We start from the raw sequence: 22,167 nt of genomic DNA on the forward strand, positions 1-22,167 counted from the left end.
ACGAAGACGAGCAGGAGCGCCATCCGATGACGGGTGCGATCCCCGTCGGCCTGTCCGGTCGACCCGTTCGAGTGGGCCTGGACGTCGGCGGAACCAAGATCGATGCCGTGGCCGTGTCGCCCGACGGAGACATCCTGGCGCGCCTGCGCCGTCCGACCGGATGGGGCGAGGAGGCGGTCGTGGTCAGCATCATCGACGCCGTCGACGCGCTCGCCGTCGACGGAGGGTTCGCCCGTTCCGCCGTCGAATCGGTGGGCGTCGGCATCCCCGGGCTCGTCGACGCGGACACCGGCAGAGTCCTGCATGCCGTGAACCTCGGTGTCGAGTCGCTGGATCTCGCCGGTCTCGCCGGGCGACAGCTGGGGATCCCGGTGCGGGTCGAGAACGACGTGAAGGCGGCCGCGCTCGGTGCTGCGGTGCTGCGCGGCGTCGACGGCTCGATGGCCTATCTCAACCTCGGCACGGGTGTCGCTGCCGGCATCGTCATCGACGGCACGATCTGGCGTGGCGCGCGGGGGACCGCCGGCGAGGTCGGACACCTCTCGGTCGACCCGAACGGACGGCTCTGCGGCTGCGGGCAGCGCGGATGCATCGAGACCTTCTGCGGCGGTGGCGCGCTCGCCCGTGCCTGGGATCGACCGGGGGCGTTGCCGGTGCGCGACATCCTCGACGCGGCCGAGGCGGGCGATGAGCGCGCCGCCGGTCTGCGCGCCGACCTGTTCCACGGCGCAGCGGCGGCGGTCAGGGCCCTCGTGCTCTCCGCAGACGTCGAACGTGTGATCATCGGCGGCGGCCTCACCTCGCTCGGAGAGAGACTCTTCGCGGGCGTCCGCAGAGCCCTCCAGACCGGCGCCGAGGCTTCGCCCTTCATGCGCTCGCTGCACCTGGATGACAGGATCGAGCTGCTCCCTGCCGGCTCTCCCGCCGCGGCCTTCGGGGCAGCGGTCGTCGGCGCAACCACCCCCTCCAAGGAGATCGTTTCCCATGGCTGAAGTCGTCATCGTCGAGAACGCAGAAGCAGCGGGCGCACTGGTCGCCGCCGAGATCGTCGAGTTGATCGACGGGCGTCCGGATGCCGTGCTCGGCCTCGCCACCGGCTCGACGCCTCTTCCCGTCTACAAGGCGCTGCGCGAGAAGCTCGCGGGTCGCGATGTCTCGCAGGTGCGCGGTTTCGCGCTGGACGAGTACGTGGGACTCGACCCGGCTCATCCCGAGAGCTACCGCTCGGTCATCACCCGCGAGGTCGTGGAGCCCCTCGGGCTCGACCCGCGCCGGATCCACGTGCCCAACGGCGCACAGGAGACGATCCAGCACGCGGGCGACGACTACGAGACCGCCATCGAGGCAGCCGGAGGAGTCGACCTGCAGATCCTCGGCATCGGCACCGACGGACACATCGGATTCAACGAGCCGGGGTCGTCGTTCGCTTCGCGGACACGCGTCAAGACACTCACCGTGCAGACGCGCGAAGACAACGCGCGCTTCTTCGACTCGATCGACGACGTGCCGAAGCACTGCATCACGCAGGGTCTGGGAACGATCCTTCGTGCGCGTCACCTCGTGCTGCTCGCCTTCGGCGAGGGCAAGGCTTGGGCGGTCGCGGACGCCGTCGAGGGGCCGCTGTCGGCCATCCTCCCCGGTTCGGCCATCCAACTGCATCCGCACGCCACCGTCGTGGTCGACGAAGCCGCCGCGTCTCGCCTCAAGCTCTCCGACTACTACCGCTACACCTACGCCAACAAGCCGACCTGGCAGGGCATCTGATCCGATCGGCCCTCAGGCCCGTGTCGCGGGCCACGCGAGCGGCAGCAGGTGCTCGACGCTGAGCGGCGCGAGCGGCAGCGTCTCGGCGTCGGCGGGGGTGATCCACCGCAGCTCGGCGAGCTCGGCCTGCACGACCACCTCGGCGGCGGCGATGGACACCGAGAACGCCTCGGCCACGACCCGGTGACCCGGCTCGTTCGCCGCCTCGGAGACGAACGTGCCGAGGGGCTCGAGGTCGGCCTCGTCGAGGCGCAGGCCGAGTTCTTCGTGCAACTCGCGGATCAGCGTCTGCGACGGCGTCTCGCCGGGCTCCGGTTTGCCGCCGGGCTGCATGAAGCGCGTCGTGCCCTGCTTGCGGACCACCAGCACCCGGCCGGTGTCGTCGACGATGACCGCCGCGCTGACGTGGATGTCAGGCATCGGGTGCGAACACCTTGCCGGGGTTGAGGATGCCGAGCGGGTCGAACACCCGGGTGATCTGACGCTGCAGCTCCCACTGGTCGTCTCCGAGCTCGTCGGCCAGCCAGCGGCTCTTCAGGGTTCCGATCCCGTGCTCGCCGGTCAGCGTGCCACCGAGGGCGATCGCGGCCCGGAACAGCTCGTCTGCGGCGGCCCAGACCTCAGCAGGGGGCTCGGCGCCCTCGAAGATGAAGTTCGGGTGCAGGTTTCCGTCTCCCGCGTGCGCCACCGTGGGAATGGTCATCGAGTAGGCCTTCTCGATGCGGGCGATCTCGTCGAACATCGCGGGCATCGCACTGCGCGGCACCGACACGTCCTCGATGAGGGTCGTCCCGAGAGCCGACATCGCAGGGTGCATGGCGCGACGTATCGCCAGCAGGCGCTCGCCTTCGTCGCGGTCGTGCGAGACCTGAGTCACACCGCGGTGAGAAGTCAGGATCTCGGCGATCGTCGTCGCCTCGGCGACGGCGGCCGGGCCATCCGTCTGGATCGTCAGCTGCGCGCTTCCGGCGGCGGGGGAGGGCAGATCCAGCAGGGCGGCGACAGCCGCGAGGCTGGCCGAGTCCATCAGCTCCATGATCGCCGGCTGCACACCGGAGGCGGTGACCGCGGCGGATGCGGATGCCGCTGTGCGCACGTCGGGGAAGATCGCCGTCACCGTGCAGGTGGTTCCCTCGACGAGTCGGCGCAGCTTCAGCGTGGCGCCGACGACCACGCCGAGAGTGCCTTCCGAGCCGATCACGAGCGAGGTGAGGTCGAGCCCGGTCACGCCCTTGACGCTGCGGTGGCCGAGGCGCATCAGGCGGCCGTCCGCGAGCACCAGGTCGACCCCGAGGACGGCGTCCTTCACGACGCCGTACTTCGCGCAGAGCAGCCCGCCTGCTCCAGTGGCGATGTTGCCGCCGACGGTCGAGATCGCCCGGCTGGCGGGGTCGGGTGCCCACCAGAGTCCGTGCTCTGCGAGGACGTCGTTGAGGTCGGAGTTGAGGATGCCGGGTTCGACCACGGCGAGCAGGTCATCGGCGCGGATCTCGCGGATCGCGGTCATACGGCGGGTGGAGAGCACGATCTCTCCCTCGCCGCCGTTCGCCGCACCGGCGAGACCGGTGCCGGCCCCGCGCACCACGACGGGCGTGGCCGTGCGGGTGGCTATGCGCATCACGGTCTGGACGTCTTCGACGGTCTCGGCATGCACGACCGCGAGGGGCTGACCTGGCGCTGCGTGCCCTGACCGGTCGGCGCGGGCTTCTTCGAGGATCGCGGCATCGGTGTCGACGACGTCGCCGAGTGCGGCGACGAGCTGGTCGAGAGCGCTCATCGGATGCGACGCCGCCCGCTCACCACTCCGGCGCCGACTGCGACCACGGCGAATGCGGTGCCGATGATCGGCTGATCCATCAGCCACCACGCGATCGTGACCCCGACGTAGATCAGCAGCTCGACGACGACCCGCAGGAACGGGTGCAGGCGCAGCACAGGACGCGGGGAGAGGAAGAGAGCCCAGACCAGGATCACGACGAGGGGAGCACCGATGCCGATGACGACGTTCCACGGGAACGGCCACAGGGCGAATCCCCACAGCGCGAGCGTGCCCACGGCGACGATCAGGACCACCGATCGGACGATGTCGAGGGCGGTGATGTTCGGGCGGTCGACGCCGGGGACGGAGGCGGGATCCTGGGACATGGATCCAGTCTATTCGCCGCAGATGGCGGGTCAGAGCGCGGGGACGGCCTCGTCTGCGGCGGGGACGGCCTCATCGACTGCGGGTGCAGTCTCGTCGACGGGAGCGGTCTCTTCTTCGACCGCCGGCTCGGCCGGAGGAGCCGTCTCCACCGGAGCGGAGGGCTCGACGGGCGCGGCCGGTTCGGGAGCCGGAGTCTCGGGAGCGAGCTCCGCGTCGGGAGCCTCGACGGGAGCTGCGGGGGCGGCCTCGTCGGGTGCAGCGGGGGCGGCCTCGTCCGTCGGCTCCGGTGCAGGCACGACCGTGTCGTCCGGGGTCGGGACCGCCGGCGCGTCCTCGACGGGATCTTCGGCCGGCGCACCGCAGGCAGGCGCGAGCAGGACGGATTCGAGGGTCACCCCGAGCGCCGAGAGGCTGGTGGTGACCGGCAGGACCGGACCGGCCTCTGTCGCATAGTGGATCTCGACGGTCGCGCCGAGGAGGATCTGCACGAGGCCGGGTCGCAGCTCGATCGTGCCGGTTCCGGCGTCACTCAGCGACGTGCTGTCGGCACCACCGTGACTGCCACCGAGCAGGGCCTCGATGTCGGCGCCCGCTTCACCGGACACGTTCAGGGTCACATAGGTGATGGCTCGAGCGTCCAGACACAGGTCGGCGAGGCTGACCACGATCGGGGTCGTCGGGACCGCCGGTTCGCCAGGGTTCTCTTCTCCGGGGGTTTCGCCGCCGGGGTTTTCTTCTCCGGGGGTTTCGCCGCCGGGGTTCTCTTCTCCGGGGGTTTCGCCGCCGGGGTTCTCTTCTCCGGGGGTTTCGCCGCCGGGGTTCTCTTCTCCGGGAGTCTCTTCACCGGGAGTCTCTTCTCCGGGGACATCCTCTTCCGGAGCCGGCTCCGATGTCTCGACCGGAGCCGACGGCGCGACGATAGCGGGCGCGATGTCCTCGGCTGGCTCAGGGGTGACGGGCGCCTCGACCGGCGGCGTGACCGGTTCGGGTTCGGTCTCCGCATCGTCGACGATCGGCGTCTTCTGGTCGGACATCGATTCGTCGGGTCCGACATCGGCACTGATCGACGAGGAGTCGCTGTCGCCGGCACTGGGCAGCGATGCCGCTGGTGACGCGCCGGTGAGGCTCGGGATGATGGTGGCAGCCGCTACGACACCCGCGACCACGAGAGCGGCTGAGCCAGCGCCCACGAGCGCGCCGACACCGCTGAAGATGCCGCCGCTGGTCGCACCACCGGCTCCGCCGCCTGCTGCACCGCCGCCTGCTGCCCCGCCACCGCCCGTCGTGCCGCTGCCTGCTGCACCGCTCGAGGACGCCGCTGTCGCGCCTCCGGCGACGACGACCGCGCCCTCGGTGATTCCCGAAGGCATGGCCGCGAGCGCGACGATCGGGGTGCCGCCGCCCTGAAGCGTGGCGAGATAACCTGCGGAACCCGTGATGCCGAGGACGAGCGGGAGCAGCACGAGCGCCAGCCGCTTCGACACGTCCTTGGCCTCAGCGGCGACGATCATGCAGCGTGCGCACTCTTCGAGGTGCTGCTCGAGACGGTTGTGGTCTCGATTGCTGAGGTTGCCGCGCGAGTAGGCGCCCAGATGCTCGATGGTCCACTGGCAGTCGGAGCCCGCGGCTGCGCTGCGGAGATGGGCCTGGATCCAGGCTTCGCGAAGCCCTTCGCGCGCGCGGAACGCGAGCTGCGAGACGGCGCCCGCCTTCATGCCGAGCAGGGTCGCCGCCTCCTGCGGCTTCATCTGCTCGATCTCGGTGTACCAGAGCACCTCCTGCCAACGGGAGGGAAGGCTGCGGAATGCCTGCGCGGTCAGGCTGCGATCGAGGGCCTCGTTGGCCGCTTGGTCGGTGCTGTCGGGGTCGGCCACGCTGTCGAGCTCGTCGATGGCCGACTCGCGGCGAGAGCGGCCCCAGGCCGCGGCGGTGTTGCGGATGCTCGTGAACAGATACGCGCGGAACGAGCCGTTGGGCCCGCCGCCCTTGACGATCGCCTGATAGATGCGGGTGTAGGACTCCTGCACGAGATCGTCCGGGTCGATCGACGACGTGATCGACCGGGCGACGGACATGCCGGAGGGGTAGTGCCGCCTCCAGAGTTCGCCGAAGGCCGCTGCGTCACCCGAGCGGGTGCGCAGGACGAGATCGGCGTCGGCGATCGTTTCCTCGTGCGAAGTGCTGTCCTGATCCATGTCATCCATCTGTCGTGGAGCGCGAGTGCGCGTCCACATGAAGAGACGCGTGAACCCCATTTTCATCACGCGCCGTCTCCCATTCTCTCTCCAATCTCCCAGGCTTGCCACCCCTTCCGAGAAACTGGCCGCGAACTGCCCGCCCCGATAAAGCCCTGGTCACGCCCAGATCGATCGATTCTGGAGAACAACCTCAAAAAAAGATCCGGGGAACCGCGTAATGAATCGGCATCGCCTTCGTCTCATCAGGTGAGACAGCCATGGGGCTCCACCGGGGGGCGGAGCTCAGGCGCTGGTGCAAGGGGTAAGTGCACCGGCATGGCGGGTCGGGCACCTCGGGGGAGGAGCGCTCGGCCCGCCAGCTCTCGCGCAGGGGAGGGAAATGTGACAGGGCCGCCGATCTGGGGAACGGCGGCCCTTCACCCACTTCGGCGGCGTGGCGGCAGAGCACCACTGCACTTCGCTTCGCTCGCGGCGTCGGACCGCGCGACACCGGGTCGCTCGACATCACGCTCGCGACATCCGACTACGGGCGATCGCCCACCCACACGCGCACGACCTGCAGCTGCGCATCCATGAGCACGGCGTCACCGAGGTACCCGACCGCGAGGCGGCCGAGTCGGTCACCGTATCCGATGGCGGCCGCCGGAGTCTCCGTGAGTGCGCGCACGGCCTCCGTGAGCGGTGCCCCCGCAGCGACCGCCCGGCGCAGCGCGTCGTCCTGGGTGAGGGTCGATCCGGCGATCGAGCCGGTGTCGTCCGCGCGCGCTATGCCGTCTTCGACCGTCACGCTCACGGCGCCCAGGTCGTAGTGGCCGTCGGCACTGCCCGCGGCAGCCATGGCGTCGGTGACGAGCGCCACGCGGCCGGGTGCCGAGTCGAACACGAGCTTGATCACGTGCGGATCGAGGTGAACGCCGTCGGCGATCACCTCGAGCACCACGCGGCGGTCGCCGGCCGCTGCCAGCACCGGCCCTGGCGCGCGATGGTGGATGCCGGGCATGGCGTTGAATGCGTGTGTCAGCACGGTCGCGCCTGAGTCGAACGCGGCGACCGCTGTCTCGGCATCCGCGCTCGTGTGCCCCACCGCAGCGACAGCGCCGGCATCGACGATCAGCCGGATCGCGTCGAGGCCACCGGGCAGCTCGGGCGCGATCGTCACCTGCCGGATCGTGCCGCGGCCGGCATCGAGCAGTCGAGCGACATCGTCGCGCGCCGGAGCCAGCAGCAACGTCGGCTCATGTGCTCCGTGGTGCGCAGGGTCGAGGAACGGTCCCTCCAGATGCGAGCCGAGGATGTCGGCATCCGTCTCCATCAGGTCGGCGATCTCCGCGACGCGCTGCGCGAGAGCGTCGACCGGCGCCGTGACGAGCGAGATCACCGATCTCGTGGTGCCGTGCGAACGGTGCAGAGCACGAGCCTTGCGGATCGCCTCCGCGCCGTCGTCGAATGAGGCGCCCGCGCCGCCGTGGCAGTGGATGTCGATGAAGCCGGGCGTGAGCACGGCATCCGGTCCGGCGACGACGGTCGCATCGACGACCTCGTCTGCCCTGCTCCACGACTGTCCGGTTCCGACGGCGACGACTCGGCCGTCTTCGATCCGCACCCAGGAGTCTGCGACCTCGGCGCCGTGGTCGATCAGTCGGGCGGAGTGGATGACGAGCGATCCTGTCGCTGCGGAATCGGTGGTCATCGTTCGCTCCAGGGAATCTCGGCTGCGGGGTGGAAATCGACGCCTTCAGCCTTCCACAGCGGGGCCAGCCCGCCGAGCCGTTCGCGGAACGACTCCCAGTCGCGGCCGGACGCGCGCTGTGGCGACCAGGCGACCTCGGCGTGGGCGGCGGCCCGCGGGAACACGAGCCGCTCGACATCGCTGAGGCTGCGGGTCGTCTCGCTCCACAACGGAGCCTCGATGCCGAGGATCGCCGCCTCAAGCACGTCGAGGGCCGCGGTCGGTTCCCATTCGTATGCCGTGCGGACGTCGATGATCGCGGCCCAGGTCAACCCGAGCGGGAAGTCCGCGGAGTACTTCATGTCGAGGTAGGCGACGTCGGCGGTCGACATGATGAGCGCGCCGCCGCGCTCGACGAAGTGCGCGGCCTCCGCGGCATGCGATCCCTCGGGCGTGGTCTTGCCCCAGTACTGGCCGATCGTGCCCTCGGCGATGTCCTTCGCCGCGCCGACCTCGTGCCACGCCAGGGGGATCTTGCCCTCCTCGAAGACGATCGCGGTCGCGCGCTCGACGAAGTGATCGAAATCGGCCTGAGGGGTGCCGAGCGACTCGTCTCCGCCGATGTGGATGAACGGACCGGGTGTCATCTCGGCGAGCTCCCGCACGACGTCGCGCACGAACTCGTACGTGCGCTCCTCGTGGATGCGGACGCTCGAGTGTCCGACGCCCCACCCGAGGTAGGGCTCGCCGGCCACGGGGAGCGGCTGACCGAGGCGCGCCGATTCGGCGATCAGGCTGTCGTTCATGACCGGGTCCTCGACGAGCTCGGGATACGCGACGCCGATGGCGTGCGTGTGGCCGGGAAGGTCGATCTCGGGGATGACGAGCATGTGCCGCTCGGCCGCGTAGGCCACGATCTCGCGATAGTCGTCCTTCGTGTAGAAACCTCCGGGATCGCCGAGCGATGCGGTCGATGACGCGAGTTCGGTGAGCTTGGGCCATGAGTCGATCTGGATGCGCCAGCCCTGGTCGTCGCTGAGGTGCAGGTGCAGATGGTTGAACTTCAGAGCGCTGGTGCTGTCGATGAACTTCCTGACCTCGGCGACGTCGAAGAAGTGCCGTGTCACGTCGAGCATCACGCCGCGCCGCTCGAATCGCGGCGCGTCCGTGATCTCGGCGCGCAGCAGCGCCCACCCCTCGTCGCCGTCTCGGAGCAGCTGCAGCAGAGTCTGCACCCCGTAGAAGAGTCCTGCCTCGTCGCCGCCGACGACCTCGACGGAGTCGGCGACCCTGAGCGTGTAGCCCTCGGGGGCGACGGCGGGGTCGACGCGAAGCACGATCGCCGAGGTCGGGTCTGTCGTGTCCGTGGAGTGGGAGAAGCGGATGCCGCTGCGCCGCTCTGCGGCATCGATCAGCTGCCGCGCGGCCGGCGAGTCGCCGATGACTCGCGTGTTCTCGGAGACGGGCCACCGACCGTCGCCGGCGACGGCGGAGGAGGGGAGGGGAACAAGGGGCATGGAATGGGGAAGGACCATGAACAAAACCTACCCTGCGCCGAGTCGGCAGCACAGGGAAATCCGCTATGCTTTCTCACGTCGCGACTGGCGTCTGGGTGGACTACCACCGGGGAGCGACTGACCACGGAATTCGACCGCGCGCCTGGGCCGATAGGTATACCCCTTCGAATCCGTCGTCAGAGGAGCAAGTCATGACCGATCGTTACTTCAACGCCCCGCTCGCCGAGGTCGACCCCGAGATCGCACAGGTTCTCGACCGCGAGCTGAAGCGTCAGCAGACGTTCCTCGAGATGATCGCATCCGAGAACTTCGTCCCCGTCTCTGTGCTTCAGGCGCAGGGTTCGGTGCTCACCAACAAGTACGCCGAGGGGTACCCCGGACGCCGCTACTACGGCGGCTGCGAAGAGGTCGACGTCGCCGAGTCGCTGGCGATCCAGCGTGCCAAGGACCTCTTCGGCTCGGAGTTCGCCAACGTCCAGCCGCACTCGGGAGCATCGGCCAACGCCGCCGTGCTGCACGCGATCGCCCGCCCCGGCGACACACTGCTCGGCCTCGCTCTCGACCAGGGCGGTCATCTGACGCACGGCATGAAGATCAACTTCTCGGGCCGCCTCTACGACATCGTCGCCTACGGAGTGGACCCCGAGACCTCGACGATCGACATGGACGAGGTGCGTCGCCTCGCGGTCGAGCACAAGCCCAAGGTCATCATCGCCGGCTGGTCGGCCTACCCCCGCACTCTCGACTTCGCCGCCTTCCGTGCGATCGCCGACGAGGTCGGCGCCCTGCTCTGGGTCGACATGGCGCACTTCGCCGGCCTCGTCGCCGCAGGCCTGCACCCGAACCCGGTGCCGCACGCACACGTCGTCTCCTCGACCGTGCACAAGACCATCGGCGGACCCCGTTCGGGCTTCATCCTGACGAACGACCCCGAGATCGCGAAGAAGATCAACACGGCAGTCTTCCCCGGACAGCAGGGCGGCCCGCTCATGCACGTGATCGCCGCCAAGGCGACCGCGTTCAAGCTCGCAGGCACCCCCGAGTTCAAGGAACGCCAGGAGCGCACGCTGCGCGGAGCAGCGATCCTCGCCGAGCGTCTGTCGCAGCAGGATGTGAAGGATGCCGGCATCGGAGTGCGCTCCGGCGGCACCGACGTGCACCTGGTGCTGGTCGACCTTCGTGAGGCGGAGATCGACGGTAAGCAGGCCGAAGACCTGCTGCACGACATCCACATCACGGTGAACCGCAACGCGGTGCCCAACGACCCTCGTCCGCCGATGGTCACCTCGGGCCTGCGCATCGGAACTCCGGCACTCGCGACCCGCGGTTTCGGCGACGCCGAGTTCACCGAGGTCGCCGATGTGATCGCTCTCGCGCTGCTGCCCGGGGCCGACGTCGAGGCGCTCCGTGCTCGTGTCGACGCGCTCGCCGCCGTCTTCCCGCTCTACCCGGACCTGCAGCAGTGACCGCGAAGATCCTCGACGGCAAGGCGGCGTCGGCCGCGATCAAGGCCGAGCTGACCGAGCGGGTCGCCGTGCTGAAGGCGAAGGGCATCGTCCCGGGCATCGCGACAGTGCTCGTCGGCGCCGACCCGGCATCCCAGCTCTACGTCGGCATGAAGCACCGTCAGTCCGAGGCGATCGGAATGAACTCGATCCAGCGCGAGCTGCCGGCCGACGCCACCCAGGCCGACGTCGAAGCGCTGATCGACGAGCTCAATGCCGACCCGGAGTGCCACGGGTACATCGTGCAGCTGCCGCTGCCGAAGCACATCGACACGGATGCGATCCTCGAGCGGATCGACCCCGCGAAGGATGCCGACGGTCTCCACCCGACCAACCTCGGCAGGCTCGTGCTCAACGTCAACAACCCGATCCACACCCCGCTGCCGTGCACGCCGCGCGGTGTGATCGAGCTGCTGCTGCGCAACGACTACGACCTCACGGGCAAGCACGTCGTGGTCGTCGGACGCGGGGTGACCATCGGTCGTTCGATCGGGTTGCTGCTGACGAGGCGTGACCTGAACGCGACGGTCACGCTCACGCACACCGGCACGGTCGACATGCCGCGCTACCTGCGGGAGGCCGATGTCATCGTCGCCGCAGCCGGCGTGAAGCACCTCATCCGCGCCGAGGACGTCAAGCCGGGAGCCGCCGTGCTCGACGTGGGGGTGACGCGCGAGGTCGACCCCGAGACGGGCAAGAACCTGGTCTTCGGAGACGTGCATCCCGATGTCGCGGAGGTCGCGGGCTGGGTCTCGCCCAACCCCGGCGGCGTCGGCCCGATGACGGTCGCGCTTCTCATGACCAACGTCGTGGAGGCGGCCGAGCGGCTCGTCTGAGTCGCTGGGCGGTCTCGGAGCTCCAGAAGATCGGAGCAGCCTCAGGACACCAGAGAGGTCGCAGGGAATCCACGGATCCCTGCGACCTCTCTGCATACCTGCGAGGCGACGCGGATGCCGAGGATCCGATAGGGCGGTCAACCCAGTTCGTCGAGCATCCGACGCTGTTCGGGGGTCAGTCCGTCGGAGAGTTCCGCGCGCGCGTCGGCGGTGGCGGGTGACTCCGCGGAGGGTGCCGTGGAAGCGGGCGCGGCGGTGGAGGCGGGCGCGGACCTCTTTCCGGAACCCGAGACCTTCGCCTGCACGACGTCGTACAGTTCATTCGCCTTCGCGCGGAGCCTGTCGTCGACCTGGTCGTAGATCATCCAGCCGAACAGCAGGAAGAGCGGGGGAAGCGCGTAGCTCCAGAATCCGGAGGCTCGGACGCCGCTCAGCCACACGACGGCCACCCAGATGATGAGCTCGACGAGGTAGACGAGGACGTACTGCACGACCTTCTCTCCGGTCTTCGTGCGGTCGGCGGCGGACTTGGCCGCGGCCTTGCGGAACGCGCCGGTGAGCAGCGGCTTCACGAAGAGCGCCGCAAGGGTGAGGACGACCGCGGCCCAGAGCGCGTTGAATCCTACCGAGACCCCGGCGGACAGCAGGCCGATGAGCAGCAGGACCGCCACGTTGAACACGTAGAACGCGGCGAATCGGACGATTCCGTTCTTCATTTGACCAGAATTCCACACTCTCGGGTGCCGCGGCATCTCCGATGGTGCAGACGGATCAGCGTGCAGGAAAGGCGCGTTCGACCGCATCCACCACCGCGCCGTAGACCGAGTCCCACGGAACCAGCGGGGGAGTCACACCGGCGAGCTCGAGGCTCACAGCGCCGTGCACCTGTGCCCAGACGGTGAGGGCGGCGGTCGCTACGTCCGGCTCATCGACGCGTGCCGCGAGTGCGCGCATCAGCGGAGCCATCGCCGTGCTCATGGTCGCCTCGTCGGGTCGGCAGTCCTCGGTCGCCACGCCCCCGCCGAACATCAGGCGGTAGAGCGCAGGGTTGGCCATCGCCCAGGACCGATAGGCGAGTCCGAGCGCGCGCAGCCCCTCGGACTCGGCCGTAGCCTGCGCCTCACCGAACGAGGCGAAGCCGTGCTCGATGACGGAGACGAGCAGCTCGGCCTTGCCACCGAACAGAGCGTAGACGGCCGAGGTCGACGTGCCGGCGTTCTGTGCGATATCGCGCAGGCTGATTCGCTCGGGCCCCTTGTCGTCGACCATCTCGGCTGTCGCGGCGAGCAGACGATCGCGCAGAGCGTCGTCGTACAGAGGAGGTCTTGCCATGCGATCGATCCTATCGTAACGTTGTTGTATAACGCAGTTACATAACGACGTTCCAAGGAGTGGCTCATGGCTCAGCAGGTCTTCCCCGGTCGATTCACCGCGGCCCCCGACCGATCGGATGTCACGGTCTTCCTGATCGGGATGCGTGCCAACCGCTGGTGGCAGCTCGGCAAGGTGTGGTGGACCGCCAGCAAGATGCCGCCGATGCTGCAGCACCTCGCGACACATCCGGACGCGGGGATGCTCGGTGCGCACAGCTGGTTCGGGCGCACGACGATCCTGCTGTCGTACTGGGAGAGTCCGGAGCACCTGCAGCGATTCGCGGCCGACCGCGATGCGCCGCATCTGCAGCCCTGGCGGGACTTCATGCGGACGCTGCAAGGCACGGGAAGCGTGGGCGTCTGGCATGAGACCTACCAGGTGCCCGTCGCCGACCTCGAGGCGGTGTACGTCGACATGCCGGCATTCGGGCTGGCGGCGGCCACGGCGCATGCGCCGGTCGGCTCCGGGACGAAGACAGCGCGCCAGCGACTGGGTCGCTGACGCGCTGTTCTCGTGAGGGGTCAGGCCTGCGGGTGCAGGCTGCTCTCGATGTTCGTGATGCGCGCCTGCTCGTCGAAGCGGAACGTCGCGGTTCCTGTCGCATCGGCGACCGTGGCGCCCGAGAAGGCCTCGTCGGCCCAGGTGAGGTTCCACCCGGCGAGGCGCGCGGCATCCCACACGGCCGTGCGGGCGTCGGGCAGAGCCACGGTCGAGAGGATGCGAGGGAGGACGATCGCGGCGGAGGCGACCGTGAGTGGCGGGAGCGGTGCATCGAGCAGGAACACCGCGTAGGTGCCACCGCCCACCGGAGCCAGGTAGTAGGGGGCGCGGCCGGTGAGCTCGACGGCCACCGTGCCGACGGTGTGAGCGGCGGCGGCGATCCACTCGGCGTCGCCCGCGGCGTCGGCGGGGAAGGGGAGCTCGGTCTCGCTCAGCTCGACGATGCCGTGCTGGACGCCGTAGTCGCGGAGCTGGGCTGCGACGCCGGCAGGGTCGCCCTGCGGGTGCGCCCACGCCCAGAGCAGCGATCGCGGCCCCGGAGCGATCGTCGCGACGAGGTGGGCGCGGGCGACGAGCTGGCGCGCGGAGTCGGCGTTCGACGTGAAGGTCAGCGTTCCGGCGGCCATGTCGGCATCCCAGCGGTTGTCGCCGAGGTCCTCGAGGGCGGTGGCCAGGGAATCCTGACGGAGGGCGGAGAACAGTGCAGCACGGTCTGCGAGCGGCTGGAGCGCGGCGAAGGTCATGCCCACAGTCTCGCCCGGATTGCTATGAATCCGCCAACTTCTCCTGTGCGGAGAGGGCACCTGCCGGCCGACCCATGCGCCACACGCTGGGCACGATCAGCGTTGCGACGGCGATCGACGCATAGAGGATCGCCGAGGTGACGAGCACCGTCTCGACGTCGCTGTGGGTGATCAGCCAGCCGTACACGAGAGTGCCGATCGGCATCACGACGTAGCTGCCGAGCATGTCGTAGCTCGAGACGCGCGAGAGCTTGTCTCCGGGGATGTTCTCCATCATCGCGAGATTCCAGCCGGTGCTGAAGAGCTCGACGCCGGCACCCGCGATGAACGCGGCGATCGCCAGGAGGACCACGGCCGGGTGCACCCCGAGAACGGTCAGGGGAATCGCGAACGCGGCCATGCCGATCATCCCGTAGCGCAGCGGTCGCTTCAGGGGCAGCCACATCAGGATGAGGGTCATCAGCAGGATGCCGACGCCTTCGGCGCTGACGACCCACCCCCAGCCCGCGATGCCGAGTCGCTCGTCGTTCTTCGCGATGTACGGGCCGACGACACCCCACGCCCCGATGTGGATCGCGTTCATCACCATGAACGCGATCACGATGCCCCAGAGCCACGTGCGGCTCCAGAACTCCTGCCAGCCGACGCGGAGGTCGTGGAACATCGTGGTCCCGCCACCGTGATCGGGTGGCGGCAGCCGCACCATCGCGAGAACGGGGATCGCGATGACCCATCCGATCGCCTGCACGACCATCGCCCAGGCGGGCCCTGCGGTGGCGACCACGATGCCCGCGATGATCGGCCCGCCGATCGTCGTCGCCGAGCGCACGAACGAGAGCATGGCGTTGGCCTGCTGCAGGTGCTCAGCAGAGGTCAGCTGCGGGATGATGCCCTGCATCGCCGGCAGCACGAACGCGGTCGATGCGCCGTTGACGACGGAGAGCAGCGCCAGCAGCGGAACCGTGGCCGTGCCGGTGAACAGCAGCGCGGCCATGACCCCGACCGTGATGATGTCGATGACGTAGCAGGACTGGATGATCAGCGCGCGCGGGAGCCGGTCGGCTATCACCCCGCCGAACAGCAGGAACACGATGTTGCTGACCGTGAAGGCAGCCAGCACGAGCGACAGCGATCGCGCATCGTTGTCGATCTCCAGCACCGCGAAGGCGAGAGCGATCGACGACATCGAGCCGGCGATCAGGGTGATGGCTCGGGCGAGGAAGAACCAGCGGAATCCGCGGTCCTGCATCGCGGCGAGGGCGCGGATCATGACGGCGCCTCGCTTCTCTGCATCCGTCAATCCTGCCACGCCCCTGGCCGGGCGGTCGGCGTCAGTAGCTGGCGCGGGCGGCGTCGTCGGAGGCCGGGATGAAGCGCGCGGCGAGAGCCTCGGATGCTCGTGCGAGCATCGCCACGTCGGCGCCGACGGCCACGAAATCGGCGCCGGCTGCGATGTACGAATCGGCGGTGGCGGGGTCGAAGGCGTTCACGCCCACGGGAGTGCCCGCGCCCTTGACTGCAGCGAAGACCCGCTCGACCGCGCCGACGACATCAGGGTGCGTCTGCTGGCCGAGGAGACCCATCGATGCCGAGAGGTCGGACGGGCCGACGAACACCGCATCCACGCCGTCGACCGACGCGATCTCGGCGGCGGCGTCGACTCCGGCCCTCGTCTCGATCTGCACGGTCAGCGAGGTGTGCCGTGCCGAATCCTGCAGGTAGCCGTCGACGCGGTTCCAGCGGGCGCTGCGGGCGAGCGCGCTGCCGACTCCGCGCACACCGTGCGGCGGGTAGCGCGTCGCGGCGACCGCGGCGCGCGCTTCATCGGCAGACGACACCATCGGGACGATGATGTTCTGCGCACCGAGGTCGAGGACCTGCTTGATCGCGACGGCATCGTTGAACGGGACGCGCACGACGGGGACGATGGGGTAGGCGGCCGCGACCTGCAGCTGCAGCAGAGTGGACTCGAGCGTGTTGGCCGAGTGCTCCATGTCGATGAGCAGCCAGTCGAGACCGGATCCGGCGGCGACCTCGGTGACGAGCGGGCTGCCCGAGCACGCCCACATCCCGACGAGCGATCGGTCGGAGGCGGCGAGCTGCTCGCGGAAGGAGGGGCTCAGATGAAGCGGCATGCGATCGTTCCCATCGGTCCGTAGTCGCACAGCACCTCGTCGCCGCGCGACACCCACATCGGGCGTGTGAACGATCCTGCCAGGATGATCTCCCCGGCCTCGAGCCGCGCGCCGTGCTGGTGGAACTTGTTCGCGAGCCACGCCACACCTGTCGCCGGATGACCGAGCACACCGGCCGCGACGCCGGTCTCCTCGATCTCGCCGTTGCGTGACAGCACTCCGGGCACCCATCGCAGGTCGATCTCGTCCGGACGCTTGCGCACCGTGCCGAGCACCATCGCGCCGTACGCGGCGTTGTCGCTGATCGTGTCGACGATCGTCCGGCCCTCGAGCTCGATGTGCGAGTTCAGCACCTCGAGCGCCGGAACCGCGTAGTCGATCGCCGCGAGTGCGTCGTCGAGCGTGCAGTCAGGGCCCTCGAGCGGATGCTTGAGCACGAACGCGAGCTCGACCTCGATGCGCACGTTCGAGAAGTGGTCGACCGGGATCTCGGCGCCGGACTCGTAGACGGTGTCGTCGAACATCACGCCGTAGTCGGGCTCGGTGATGCCCGTGGCCTGCTGCATCGCCTTCGACGTCAGCCCGATCTTGCGACCGACGAGACGACGCCCTGCGGCGATCTGCGAATCGCGCCACACGCCCTGGATCGCATACGAGTCCTCGACGGTGGCCTCGGGGTAGCGCGCCGTGATGCGCGGGATCACCGCGTGGTTCCGGTCGGCCTCGGCCAGTTCCGCGGCGATCTGCGCGACGGTGTCTGCTGACAGCATCCGTTCCTGCTTCCTGTGGGTGCGTTTCGTCTCGGTGCTTCGTGCCCCGCTCGATGAGCCGGGCACGAAGCGTCTCAGAGCTGGTGACCGAGCTTGTACTCGCCCTGCTTGTACTCGGGCATGTCCTTGTCGTCGTCCGGGCGGGTGTACGAGAACCCGTCCGCCCCGATCGTCACGGCCATCTCGGAGTCGTCGGTGCGAGCCACGACGGGCTGGGGGTTGCCGTCGAGGTCGAGCACGAGCGAGGCCTCGGTGTACCAGGAGGGCACGACCGGGTTGCCCCACCAGTCCCGACGCTGGTTGTCATGGACGTCCCAGGTGATGACGGGGTTGTCGGGGTCGCCGGTGTAGTAGTCCTGCGTGTACACCTCGACGCGGTGGCCGTCGGGGTCGCGCAGGTACAGGTAGAACGCGTTCGAGACGCCGTGGCGGCCGGGGCCGCGCTCGATGGCGTCGGAGCGGCGCAGGGCTCCGAGCTTGTCGCAGATCGCGAGGATGTTGTGCTTCTCGTGGGTCGCGAAGCACACGTGGTGCATGCGCGGTCCGTCGCCGCCGGTCATCGCCGTGTCGTGCACGGTCGGCTTGCGGCGCATCCACGCCGCGTAGACGGTGCCCTCGTCGTCCTGGATGTCCTCCGTGACGCGGAAGCCCAGATCCTGCATGAACTTGACCGCACGGGGGACGTCGGGGGTGACCTGGTTGAAGTGGTCGAGACGCACGAGCTCGCCCGGGATGTGCAGGTCGTAGCGCCACGACATGCGCTCGACGTGGTCGGACTGGTGGAAGAACTCGATCGGGAAGCCGAGCGGGTCGACCACGCGCACCGAGTCGCCGACGCCCTTGACGAAGCCGTCGGGGTTGCGGCGCACGTCACAGCCGAGCTCGGTGTAGAACGCGACGGCCCGGTCGAGGTCGGAGGCGTCGCGGACGCGGTACGAGAACGCGGCGACTGCGGCGATCGGGCCCTTGCGCAGCACGAGATTGTGGTGGATGAACTCCTCCGTCGAGCGGAGGTAGATCGCCTCGTCGTCCTCCTCGGTGACGTACAGGCCCAGGACGTCGACATAGAACACCCGCGAGGCGGCGAGGTCGGTCACGACCAGTTCCATGTAGGCGCAACGGAGCACATCCGGAGGCGTGCTCTCGGGCGTCGCGATGGGGTTGTCGGTCTGGATCGGAGCCTCCTGGCTCACGTAGTAGCCCGATGAGGTCAGCGTCTTCGCAGTCTTGTCGGTCATGTCAGGGTCCTTGATCAGTTCTTGCCGAAGGTCGGGTTGTGAGCGCCGCCGAGCGTGATGTGCACGCTCTGCTGGTCGGTGTAGAAGTCGATCGACCGGTAGCCGCCCTCGTGGCCGAGGCCCGAGGCCTTGACGCCGCCGAACGGGGTGCGCAGGTCGCGCACGTTGTTGCTGTTCAGCCACACCATGCCGGCCTCGACGGACTGCGCGAAGTTGTGCGCGCGCTTCAGATCGTTCGTCCAGATGTAGGCGGCGAGGCCGTACTTCGTGTTGTTCGCGAGGGCGAGCGCCTCGTCGTCGGAGTCGAACGGGGTGATCGCGACGACCGGACCGAAGATCTCCTCCTGGAAGATGCGGGCGTCGAGGGAGACGTCCGCGAACACCGTGGGGGCGACGAAGTTGCCCTCGTCGAATCCTTCGGGGCGTCCTCCACCGGCGACGAGCCGACCCTCGGTCTTGCCGATCTCGACGTAGCTCATCACCTTGTCGTAGTGCTCGGGGTGCACGAGGGCGCCGACCTCGGTCGCGGGGTCGTGCGGGTAGCCGACCTTGACGCGCTTCGCCTGCGCGGCGTACTTCTCGACGAACTCCTCGTAGATCGAGCGCTCGACGAGGATGCGGGATCCTGCGGTGCAGCGCTCGCCGTTGAGCGAGAAGACACCGAAGATCGTGGCGTCGACCGCCGCTTCGAGGTCGGCGTCGGCGAAGACGACGGCGGGCGACTTGCCGCCGAGCTCCATCGAGAGTCCCTTGAGGAACGGGGCGGCGTTGCCGAAGATCAGCTGTCCGGTCGAGCTCTCGCCCGTGAACGAGATGAGCGGCACGTCCGGATGCTTCACGAGCGCGTCTCCGGCATCCTCGCCGAGGCCGTTCACGAGGTTGAAGACCCCCTTCGGCAGACCGGCCTCCTCGAAGATCCCGGCCCAGAGCGAGGCGGAGAGAGGTGTGAACTCGGCGGGCTTGAGCACCACGGTGTTGCCGGTCGCGAGTGCGGGGCCGAGCTTCCATGACTCGAGCATGAAGGGCGTGTTCCACGGCGTGATGAGCCCCGCGACGCCGATCGGCTTGCGGTTGACGTAGTTCATCTGCTTGCCGGGCACCTTGAAGGCGTCATCGGACTGCGCGACGATCAGATCGGCGAAGAAGCGGAAGTTCTCGGCGGCGCGGCGGGCCTGGCCGAGGGCCTGGGTGATCGGGAGGCCCGAGTCGTAGGACTCGAGCTCTGCCAGACGGGCATCGCGCGACTCGACGAGGTCGGCGATCCTGTGCAGCACGCGCGAGCGCTCACGGGGGAGCATCCGCGGCCACGGGCCCTCGTCGAACGCGCGCTTCGCTGCGGCGACGGCGAGCTCGATGTCGGCCTTCTTGCCGGCGGCGGCCGTCGTGTAGGTCTTGTTGGTCACGGGGTCGAGCACATCGAACGTGTCGCCGTCGACCGAGTCGACGAACGCGCCGTCGATGTAGTGCTGGATGTGGTCGGGCAGATCGGCGGGGATGCGGGAATCGGTCATGACTCGTCTCCTGAGTTGTGGTGAGAACGGGCGTGCAGCGCGTCGAGGAACGCGTCCCTCGTGCGCAGCCTGTGGTTGCGGGCGGCGAGTTCGATCTCGAGCGGGTCGGCACCCGCTCGGATGAGCTCGAGGATCTGGGTGTGCTCTTCGACCGAGTGCTGCGCGCGGCCCGGCACATAGGCGAACGTCGAGTCGCGGATGCCGGACAGTCGCGCCCAGCCGCGGTGGACGAGGTCGAGCAGATGCGGGTTCGGGCACGGCTCGAAGAGCAGCGAATGGAACTGCCGGTTGAGCTCGGTGAACGCGTGCGCATCGAGGTGACCGAGCATCTGCGTCATCCGCTCGTTGACCGCCTCGGCCGCATCGAGCGTCTCGGAGTCGAGCAGCGGTGCCGAGAGGGCGGTGGCCGCGCCTTCGACGAGCCCGAGCGTCTGCATGGTGTGCGCGTACTCGCTCTCGTCGACGAGGGTGACGCGGGCGCCGACGTTGCGCTCGAAGGTCACGAGGCCTTCGGCTTCGAGGCGGCGGATGGCTTCGCGCACCGGCACGACGCTCATGCCGAGCTCTTCGGCCAGCGACCCCAGAACGAGGCGGTAGCCGGGGCCGAACGTGTGGCCGGAGATGCGTGAACGGATCCAGACGTACGCCTGCTCCGATTTGCTCGAGTTCGCGACCGTGGTCATGAGCGGGACCCGGTGTCGGACCCTGCGCCCGTCGCGGCTTCGTATCTGGCGCGCCATTCCGCATTGAGCGGGAACAGCCCGTCGACGGGGTGCCCGGCCGCGACCTGCTCGGCGATCCAGGCGTCCTCGATCTCCTGCGCGAGAGTGTCGTCGGCGATCTGCTCGGCGAGAGCGGGCGGGATGACGATGACGCCGTCGCTGTCGCCGACGATGATGTCGCCGGGCTGCACGGTCGCGCCGCCGCAGGAGATGGTGATGTCGGAGTCCCACGGCACGTGCTTGCGGCCGAGGACCGAGGGGTGCGCGCCCTGCGAGAACACCGGGAGCCCGATCTCGGCGACCGCGTCGAAGTCGCGCACACCGCCGTCGGTGACGACGCCGGCTGCGCCGCGGGCACGAGCGCGCAGCGCGAGGATGTCACCGAGCGTGCCTGTGGTCGCATCGCCGCGGGCCTCGATCACGATGATCTCGCCCTCGTCGACGGCGTCGAACGCGCGCTTCTGGGCGTTGTAGCCGCCTCCGTGGGTCCTGAAGAGGTCTTCACGGAACGGGACGAAGCGCAGCGTCTTGGCCGTGCCGACGATCTTGCTGCCCGGGATGTTCGCGGCCACCCCGTCGATGAAGCACGAGTGGTGTCCTCGTTTGCGCAGCTGCGCCGAGAGGCCTGCGGTGGGGGCCTCGAGCAGCTTGACGCGCAGCTCGGGGGAGAGGGCCGGCGCTGTCGTCTCGGCGGGCAGGCCGGCCTCTTCGCGCGACCCCCAGGCCTCGGTGCGCTGCAGGTCGTCGACGGCCGGAAGCGATCCGAGATCGGCGTCGAAGGGCACGTCGCCCTGTGTCACCGTCGTGACGAGCCGACCGGAGGACGGCGCGCCCGGGGCATTCGGAGCATCGACCTCGATCTCGACCACGTCACCCGGGACGATCACGGAGGACCCAGCGGGGGTGCCGGTGAGGATGACGTCGCCCGGTTCGAGCGTGAAGTGCTGAGAGAGATCCGCGACGAGCTGAGCCAGAGGGAAGATGAGTCCGGCCGTGGTGTCGTCCTGACGCAGGTCGCCGTTGACCCAGGCCCGCACGCGCAGTGCGGCGGGATCGACGGTGCGGGCGTCGATGAGCTCCGGGCCGAGAGGCGTGTAGCCGTCGCCGCCTTTGGAGCGCACGTTCGAGCCCTTGTCGTTGGCGCGCAGGTCGTAGAGCCCCAGGTCGTTCGAGGCGGTGACCCAGCCGACGTGGCTCCAGGCGTCGTCGAGCGAGACGCGACGCGCGGGGGTCCCGATCACGAGCGCGATCTCCCCCTCGAAGGCGAGGAGCTCCGTGCCGGCCGGGCGTTCGACCGTGCCGCCCGAGGCGGCGACCGAACTGGCCGGCTTGAAGAAGTAGGAGGGGGCTGCGGGGCGACGGCCGCGCTGATCGGCACGGGAGGCGTAGCTCAGGTGGATCGCGATGATCTTGCCGGGGCGGGTCATGGATGCCGTCACGGGGCGCCTCCTCGCGCTTTGTTCGACGCCTTGTGCGTCGTATTCGAAATCATATATCATCGTGTCACCCCTCGGCAAGCAACTCGAACACCTCGTGCG

At 69.0% G+C, this 22,167-nt stretch carries 21 protein-coding genes and 1 riboswitch; of the genes, 5 read left to right on the forward strand and 16 right to left on the reverse strand.

Going from position 1 to position 22,167, the window contains the following annotated elements; genetic code table 11:
• Positions 1 to 26: 26 nt before the first annotated feature.
• Both AC04ME_RS13695 and nagB read left to right on the forward strand, forming a co-directional pair.
• Positions 27 to 992: an ROK family protein gene (locus AC04ME_RS13695; protein WP_079112412.1), complete on the forward strand. Its 966-nt coding sequence runs from the start codon at positions 27 to 29 to the stop codon at positions 990 to 992.
• Positions 985 to 1,764, forward strand: a complete 780-nt coding sequence (gene nagB / locus AC04ME_RS13700; RefSeq protein WP_475435482.1) for a glucosamine-6-phosphate deaminase — start codon at positions 985 to 987, stop codon at positions 1,762 to 1,764. Before AC04ME_RS13695 ends, nagB begins: the two co-directional genes overlap by 8 nt.
• 12 nt (positions 1,765 to 1,776) lie before the next feature.
• Here nagB and AC04ME_RS13705 read toward each other — a convergent pair whose 3' ends face one another.
• The 6 genes from AC04ME_RS13705 to AC04ME_RS13730 all read right to left on the reverse strand — a co-directional run bounded on the left by AC04ME_RS13705 (position 1,777) and on the right by AC04ME_RS13730 (position 9,312).
• Positions 1,777 to 2,184 (reverse strand): NUDIX hydrolase, encoded by a 408-nt coding sequence (locus tag AC04ME_RS13705; protein WP_042539321.1) that lies wholly within the window; start codon positions 2,182 to 2,184, stop codon positions 1,777 to 1,779.
• Positions 2,177 to 3,541 carry an FAD-binding oxidoreductase gene (locus tag AC04ME_RS13710; RefSeq protein WP_475435484.1) on the reverse strand — a complete coding sequence of 455 codons (1,365 nt, stop codon included), beginning with the start codon at positions 3,539 to 3,541 and terminating at the stop codon, positions 2,177 to 2,179. Before AC04ME_RS13710 ends, AC04ME_RS13705 begins: the two co-directional genes overlap by 8 nt.
• Entirely contained in the window at positions 3,538 to 3,909 is a 372-nt protein-coding gene (locus AC04ME_RS13715; protein WP_309686663.1) for a YrdB family protein, read from the reverse strand. The genes AC04ME_RS13710 and AC04ME_RS13715 overlap by 4 nt, the downstream gene beginning before the upstream one ends.
• A 30-nt stretch (positions 3,910 to 3,939) precedes the next feature.
• Positions 3,940 to 6,105, reverse strand: coding sequence for a sigma-70 family RNA polymerase sigma factor (locus tag AC04ME_RS13720; protein ID WP_475435486.1), 2,166 nt, complete (start codon positions 6,103 to 6,105; stop codon positions 3,940 to 3,942).
• A gap of 526 nt (positions 6,106 to 6,631) precedes the next feature.
• Positions 6,632 to 7,798, reverse strand: a complete 1,167-nt coding sequence (gene nagA, locus AC04ME_RS13725) for an N-acetylglucosamine-6-phosphate deacetylase (protein ID WP_475435488.1) — start codon at positions 7,796 to 7,798, stop codon at positions 6,632 to 6,634.
• On the reverse strand, positions 7,795 to 9,312 hold the full coding sequence (locus AC04ME_RS13730; RefSeq protein ID WP_475435490.1) for a family 20 glycosylhydrolase: 1,518 nt from the start codon (positions 9,310 to 9,312) through the stop codon (positions 7,795 to 7,797). Before AC04ME_RS13730 ends, nagA begins: the two co-directional genes overlap by 4 nt.
• Positions 9,313 to 9,364: 52 nt before the next feature.
• Positions 9,365 to 9,449, forward strand: a riboswitch (ZMP/ZTP riboswitch).
• Positions 9,450 to 9,485: 36 nt separating this feature from the next.
• Between AC04ME_RS13730 and glyA the strand changes: the two genes are divergently transcribed.
• Both glyA and AC04ME_RS13740 read left to right on the forward strand, forming a co-directional pair.
• Positions 9,486 to 10,760: a serine hydroxymethyltransferase gene (glyA, locus tag AC04ME_RS13735; protein WP_042539331.1), complete on the forward strand. Its 1,275-nt coding sequence runs from the start codon at positions 9,486 to 9,488 to the stop codon at positions 10,758 to 10,760.
• A complete protein-coding gene (locus tag AC04ME_RS13740) occupies positions 10,757 to 11,635 on the forward strand; it encodes a bifunctional methylenetetrahydrofolate dehydrogenase/methenyltetrahydrofolate cyclohydrolase (protein WP_475435493.1) in 879 nt (292 codons plus the stop codon). The genes glyA and AC04ME_RS13740 overlap by 4 nt, the downstream gene beginning before the upstream one ends.
• A gap of 137 nt (positions 11,636 to 11,772) precedes the next feature.
• Here AC04ME_RS13740 and AC04ME_RS13745 read toward each other — a convergent pair whose 3' ends face one another.
• Positions 11,773 to 12,351 carry a hypothetical protein gene (locus tag AC04ME_RS13745; protein ID WP_042539335.1) on the reverse strand — a complete coding sequence of 193 codons (579 nt, stop codon included), beginning with the start codon at positions 12,349 to 12,351 and terminating at the stop codon, positions 11,773 to 11,775.
• Positions 12,352 to 12,406: 55 nt separating this feature from the next.
• Positions 12,407 to 12,967 (reverse strand): TetR/AcrR family transcriptional regulator, encoded by a 561-nt coding sequence (locus AC04ME_RS13750; RefSeq protein WP_042539337.1) that lies wholly within the window; start codon positions 12,965 to 12,967, stop codon positions 12,407 to 12,409.
• Between the two features lie 66 nt (positions 12,968 to 13,033).
• On the opposite strand from AC04ME_RS13750, the gene AC04ME_RS13755 reads away from it, so the two are divergent.
• Positions 13,034 to 13,510: a DUF4188 domain-containing protein gene (locus tag AC04ME_RS13755; RefSeq protein ID WP_042539338.1), complete on the forward strand. Its 477-nt coding sequence runs from the start codon at positions 13,034 to 13,036 to the stop codon at positions 13,508 to 13,510.
• Between the two features lie 20 nt (positions 13,511 to 13,530).
• Here the strand turns inward: AC04ME_RS13755 and AC04ME_RS13760 are convergent, their stop codons facing one another.
• The 8 genes from AC04ME_RS13760 to AC04ME_RS13795 all read right to left on the reverse strand — a co-directional run bounded on the left by AC04ME_RS13760 (position 13,531) and on the right by AC04ME_RS13795 (position 22,128).
• The gene (locus AC04ME_RS13760; RefSeq protein WP_475435496.1) at positions 13,531 to 14,253 is read right to left on the reverse strand and encodes a DUF6882 domain-containing protein; all 723 of its coding nucleotides are present in this window, start codon (positions 14,251 to 14,253) and stop codon (positions 13,531 to 13,533) included.
• 22 nt (positions 14,254 to 14,275) lie between these two features.
• A complete protein-coding gene (locus tag AC04ME_RS13765; RefSeq protein ID WP_475435498.1) occupies positions 14,276 to 15,523 on the reverse strand; it encodes an MFS transporter in 1,248 nt (415 codons plus the stop codon).
• Positions 15,524 to 15,584: 61 nt separating this feature from the next.
• Complete coding sequence (locus AC04ME_RS13770) at positions 15,585 to 16,388, reverse strand: HpcH/HpaI aldolase family protein (protein WP_042539342.1); 804 nt, start codon at positions 16,386 to 16,388, stop codon at positions 15,585 to 15,587.
• The gene (locus AC04ME_RS13775) at positions 16,373 to 17,158 is read right to left on the reverse strand and encodes a fumarylacetoacetate hydrolase family protein (protein ID WP_367823015.1); all 786 of its coding nucleotides are present in this window, start codon (positions 17,156 to 17,158) and stop codon (positions 16,373 to 16,375) included. Before AC04ME_RS13775 ends, AC04ME_RS13770 begins: the two co-directional genes overlap by 16 nt.
• 74 nt (positions 17,159 to 17,232) lie before the next feature.
• The gene (gene hpaD, locus AC04ME_RS13780) at positions 17,233 to 18,396 is read right to left on the reverse strand and encodes a 3,4-dihydroxyphenylacetate 2,3-dioxygenase (RefSeq protein WP_042539346.1); all 1,164 of its coding nucleotides are present in this window, start codon (positions 18,394 to 18,396) and stop codon (positions 17,233 to 17,235) included.
• Between the two features lie 14 nt (positions 18,397 to 18,410).
• Positions 18,411 to 19,907 (reverse strand): 5-carboxymethyl-2-hydroxymuconate semialdehyde dehydrogenase, encoded by a 1,497-nt coding sequence (gene hpaE / locus AC04ME_RS13785; RefSeq protein ID WP_475435501.1) that lies wholly within the window; start codon positions 19,905 to 19,907, stop codon positions 18,411 to 18,413.
• A complete protein-coding gene (locus tag AC04ME_RS13790; protein WP_042539350.1) occupies positions 19,904 to 20,590 on the reverse strand; it encodes a GntR family transcriptional regulator in 687 nt (228 codons plus the stop codon). Before AC04ME_RS13790 ends, hpaE begins: the two co-directional genes overlap by 4 nt.
• On the reverse strand, positions 20,587 to 22,128 hold the full coding sequence (locus tag AC04ME_RS13795) for a fumarylacetoacetate hydrolase family protein (protein ID WP_475435504.1): 1,542 nt from the start codon (positions 22,126 to 22,128) through the stop codon (positions 20,587 to 20,589). Before AC04ME_RS13795 ends, AC04ME_RS13790 begins: the two co-directional genes overlap by 4 nt.
• Between the last annotated feature and the right edge of the window lie 39 nt (positions 22,129 to 22,167).

Source organism: Microbacterium sp. LjRoot205, from assembly GCF_056175745.1.

Coding starts and splice junctions, on each gene's coding strand:
- AC04ME_RS13695 (WP_079112412.1), top strand. CDS start 27: ATGACGGGTGCGATCCCCGTCGGCCTGTCCGGTCGACCCGTTCGAGTG.
- nagB (WP_475435482.1), top strand. CDS start 985: ATGGCTGAAGTCGTCATCGTCGAGAACGCAGAAGCAGCGGGCGCACTG.
- AC04ME_RS13705 (WP_042539321.1), bottom strand. CDS start 2,184: ATGCCTGACATCCACGTCAGCGCGGCGGTCATCGTCGACGACACCGGC.
- AC04ME_RS13710 (WP_475435484.1), bottom strand. CDS start 3,541: ATGAGCGCTCTCGACCAGCTCGTCGCCGCACTCGGCGACGTCGTCGAC.
- AC04ME_RS13715 (WP_309686663.1), bottom strand. CDS start 3,909: ATGTCCCAGGATCCCGCCTCCGTCCCCGGCGTCGACCGCCCGAACATC.
- AC04ME_RS13720 (WP_475435486.1), bottom strand. CDS start 6,105: ATGGATCAGGACAGCACTTCGCACGAGGAAACGATCGCCGACGCCGAT.
- nagA (WP_475435488.1), bottom strand. CDS start 7,798: ATGACCACCGATTCCGCAGCGACAGGATCGCTCGTCATCCACTCCGCC.
- AC04ME_RS13730 (WP_475435490.1), bottom strand. CDS start 9,312: ATGGTCCTTCCCCATTCCATGCCCCTTGTTCCCCTCCCCTCCTCCGCC.
- glyA (WP_042539331.1), top strand. CDS start 9,486: ATGACCGATCGTTACTTCAACGCCCCGCTCGCCGAGGTCGACCCCGAG.
- AC04ME_RS13745 (WP_042539335.1), bottom strand. CDS start 12,351: ATGAAGAACGGAATCGTCCGATTCGCCGCGTTCTACGTGTTCAACGTG.
- AC04ME_RS13750 (WP_042539337.1), bottom strand. CDS start 12,967: ATGGCAAGACCTCCTCTGTACGACGACGCTCTGCGCGATCGTCTGCTC.
- AC04ME_RS13755 (WP_042539338.1), top strand. CDS start 13,034: ATGGCTCAGCAGGTCTTCCCCGGTCGATTCACCGCGGCCCCCGACCGA.
- AC04ME_RS13760 (WP_475435496.1), bottom strand. CDS start 14,253: ATGACCTTCGCCGCGCTCCAGCCGCTCGCAGACCGTGCTGCACTGTTC.
- AC04ME_RS13765 (WP_475435498.1), bottom strand. CDS start 15,523: ATGATCCGCGCCCTCGCCGCGATGCAGGACCGCGGATTCCGCTGGTTC.
- AC04ME_RS13770 (WP_042539342.1), bottom strand. CDS start 16,388: ATGCCGCTTCATCTGAGCCCCTCCTTCCGCGAGCAGCTCGCCGCCTCC.
- AC04ME_RS13775 (WP_367823015.1), bottom strand. CDS start 17,158: ATGCTGTCAGCAGACACCGTCGCGCAGATCGCCGCGGAACTGGCCGAG.
- hpaD (WP_042539346.1), bottom strand. CDS start 18,396: ATGACCGACAAGACTGCGAAGACGCTGACCTCATCGGGCTACTACGTG.
- hpaE (WP_475435501.1), bottom strand. CDS start 19,907: ATGACCGATTCCCGCATCCCCGCCGATCTGCCCGACCACATCCAGCAC.
- AC04ME_RS13790 (WP_042539350.1), bottom strand. CDS start 20,590: ATGACCACGGTCGCGAACTCGAGCAAATCGGAGCAGGCGTACGTCTGG.
- AC04ME_RS13795 (WP_475435504.1), bottom strand. CDS start 22,128: ATGATATATGATTTCGAATACGACGCACAAGGCGTCGAACAAAGCGCG.